Genomic DNA, 2,387 nt, shown 5'->3' with positions numbered 1-2,387 from the left:
ACAATATTTTTTTGCTAAAATAGAAAATTTATTATAATACTCAAGGAGTAATGGTTGATTATGTCTTCCCAGATTGAAGCGCAGAATTTAAGTGAACTGCAAAGCCGACTATGGAATATCGCCGATACTCTGCGTGGCAAGATGAATGCCGATGAGTTCCGTGATTACTGCCTCGGCTTTGTTTTCTACAAATATCTTTCCGAGAAGTTTGTTGCTTATGCCAACAAGATCCTTGCTGAAGACGGGATTCAGTACAACGAACTGACAGCAGAGCATCCGGCATATCAGGATATTGTGGACGCGGTAAAAGAAGACAGCATCCGCACACTGGGCTACTTCCTGCCACCGGCCGACCTGTTCCACACCATGGCGCAACGTATCGCCAACGATCCTAAAGGCGCTGGTACCGGTTTTATTCTGGAAGATCTTGCTGCGACGCTGCGCAATATTGAGCAAAGCACTCTGGGTACAGATTCGGCTGATGACTTCAGCAACCTGTTTGAAGACCTGGACTTAGGCTCCAGTAAACTGGGCAACACTGCAAAAGCAAAAAACGAACTGATCGGCAAAGTGATCACTGAGCTCGACAGATTGAGCTTCAACCTGAGCGAAGCCAGCTCCGATATCCTCGGTGATGCCTACGAGTATTTGATTGGGCAATTCGCTTCGGGCGCAGGTAAAAAAGCCGGTGAATTCTATACACCACAACCTGTTTCAACATTGCTTGCGAAAATCGTTACTACCCACAAGCTGAAGCTGAAAAACGTTTATGATCCGACCTGTGGCTCCGGTTCATTGCTGCTGCGCGTAAAACGCGAAGCGTCGTCAGTGGGTAAAATTTACGGCCAGGAGATGAACCGCACCACTTATAACCTGGCACGTATGAACATGATTCTGCATGGGGTTCACTATGCGGATTTCGAAATCATCCAGGAAGATACGCTGGAACACCCGCAGCATACGCACCTAAAGTTTGACGCCATTGTCGCCAACCCGCCATTCTCCGCTAAGTGGAGCGCCAGCCCGCTGTTTATGAACGACGAGCGCTTTGCCCAGTATGGCAAACTGGCTCCGTCCAGCAAAGCAGATATGGCGTTTTTGCAGCACATGTTCCACCACCTGGAAGATGACGGCACCATGGCAGTGGTTCTGCCTCACGGTGTGTTGTTCCGTGGCGCGGCGGAAGGTCATATCCGTCAGTTTATGATTGAAAAACTGAACTGCATTGATGCAGTTATCGGACTGCCTGCCAATATTTTCTACGGTACCAGTATCCCGACCTGCGTGCTGGTTCTACGCAAATGCCGTAAATATAACGACAGTATTCTGTTTATCGATGCCAGCAACGACTTTGAGAAGGTCAAAACTCAGAACCGCCTGCTGCCGGAACATATCGACAAAATCGCTAATACATACAACGACTGGAAAAACATAGAGAAATATAGCCAGGCTGTGTCGCTGGAAGATATTCGCGCTAACGATTACAACCTTAATATCCCACGCTATGTTGATACCTTTGAAGCAGAAGATGAAATCGATCTGAATGCAGTGGCGAAAGAAATTCGAGATCTGGAAGATAAGGTAGCTGAAATCGATAAGTCTATTGCTGGGTTCTGCAAAGAGCTAGGAATTGAAGCTCCGTTTACGGTGACTGAGGGGAATAAGTAATGGTACCGAAGTTGCGGTTTAAGCACTTTACAGCTTCGTTGTCTGAACAGAAGGTGGGGAATATACTAGAACGTTTCTCTGCTCCTGTATCTGTATCAAAATCAGATATGTACAGAGAGGTTGGTATACGCTCTCATGGCCGTGGGCTATTTCATAAGGATGGAATTTCTGGAGCTGATTTAGGAAATAAGCGTGTTTTTTGGATAAAAAAAAATGCATTAATTCTTAATATAGTTTTTGCTTGGGAACGAGCAGTTGCACTTACATCTTCAAATGAAGAAGGATTCATTGCATCTCATCGATTCCCTATGTACTTGCCTAAAGATAATAAATGCAATACTGATTTTATCAGAAGATATTTTCTAACCAAAAAAGGCAAAAGCTTACTTGAATTGGCTTCTCCTGGAGGCGCTGGACGAAACAAAACTTTAGGGCAAAAGAATTTTTCTGATTTAGTTTTAATGATTCCAGACGTTTCAGAGCAAACCAAAATCGCCGATTTTCTGTCTTCTGTTGATGAAAAAATCACGTTAATGAATAAGCAATACGACCTGCTGTGCCAGTACAAAAAAGGCATGATGCAGAAGATTTTTAGTCAGGAAATTCGATTTATGGATGAGAATGGGGAAGAATATCCAGATTGGGAGCTAAAACTTATATCTGATATAGCTATTGTAAATCCCAAAAGCAAAACACTGCCGACAGAGTTTATATATATT

2 protein-coding genes are annotated in these 2,387 nt (G+C 44.1%); both read left to right on the top strand.

The window, feature by feature from the left end; translation table 11 throughout:
- Positions 1-60: 60 nt before the first annotated feature.
- Entirely contained in the window at positions 61-1,668 is a 1,608-nt protein-coding gene (locus tag V1952_RS21220) for a type I restriction-modification system subunit M (RefSeq protein WP_420075489.1), read from the top strand.
- The coding region (locus V1952_RS21215) for a restriction endonuclease subunit S (RefSeq protein WP_420075488.1) at positions 1,668-2,387 on the top strand (720 nt) is incomplete at its 3' end. The genes V1952_RS21220 and V1952_RS21215, both read left to right, overlap by 1 nt.

The sequence above is a fragment of the Yersinia sp. 2542 StPb PI genome, from assembly GCF_048593855.1.
Taxonomy (GTDB): Bacteria; Pseudomonadota; Gammaproteobacteria; order Enterobacterales; family Enterobacteriaceae; genus Yersinia; species Yersinia enterocolitica_E.
The sequence above is the reverse complement of the archived record's forward strand: the minus strand, read 5'-3'. Positions and strand labels throughout refer to the sequence as shown.

Coding starts and splice junctions, on each gene's coding strand:
- V1952_RS21220 (WP_420075489.1), top strand. CDS start 61: ATGTCTTCCCAGATTGAAGCGCAGAATTTAAGTGAACTGCAAAGCCGA.